Here is a 713-nt window from a genome sequence, read left to right on the forward strand (position 1 = left end):
ATCACGACATGGTCGCGCTCGAGCGGACGCAAACCGATGACCCGTCTCCCGACAAGGATGGCGAGTGCCAGTCCCATCCCGGCAAGCCGGTGAAACGGACCTACCGGCTGCGCTATGACGGCAACCGCTATCCGGTTCCTGAAGTACTCAAGGTCATGGGGCCGTGAAAGGCCGCTCGCTTCCTTGCTGCCGGGATTCTCTTAGGAATAGGTCTTCGTCTGGTGCCTGGTGGTTAATGGCTGGTGTGCCCGAAGCCGAATTTTGGCGGCGTTTCGGCACCGAAGTTTAATCGCCGCTGATATATTGTGTTTCCTGAAGAACGACCCGGCAAATCGGGCGATGAGGCAGGGGCATGCGTCACAGTAATTTCACGGCAATGGCCGCAATGGCGGCCGTCTTGATGATGTCTGGCTGTACGACGAGTGGCGTCGACACCACCAAGACCACCGCCATCCAACCGGCGGCAAACGACACCGAAACCTCCGATCTGGCGCAAGGCAAGGCGCAGTTTCGCGACGCCAATTACGGCCTCGCCGAAAAGCACTTCCGCAAGGCCGTCGAGTTGAAAGCCGACAATGCGGAGGCCTGGATGGGGCTCGCCGCTTCCTATGATGAACTCGGCCGCTTCGACTTCGCCGACCGAGCCTACGGCCAGCTTTTGAAGGTCGCCGGCCGCAAGCCGCAGATCGTCAACAATATGGGCTATTCGCAAC

1 protein-coding gene is annotated in these 713 nt (G+C 59.7%); it reads left to right on the forward strand.

Annotation, left to right across the window (positions count from 1 at the left end):
* Nucleotides 1-352: 352 nt before the first annotated feature.
* On the forward strand, nt 353-713 hold a 361-nt coding region (locus EN984_RS36635), incomplete at its 3' end, for a hypothetical protein (protein WP_127384456.1).

This window comes from Mesorhizobium sp. M7A.F.Ca.CA.004.12.1.1, assembly GCF_003997835.1.
GTDB lineage: Bacteria > Pseudomonadota > Alphaproteobacteria > Rhizobiales > Rhizobiaceae > Mesorhizobium.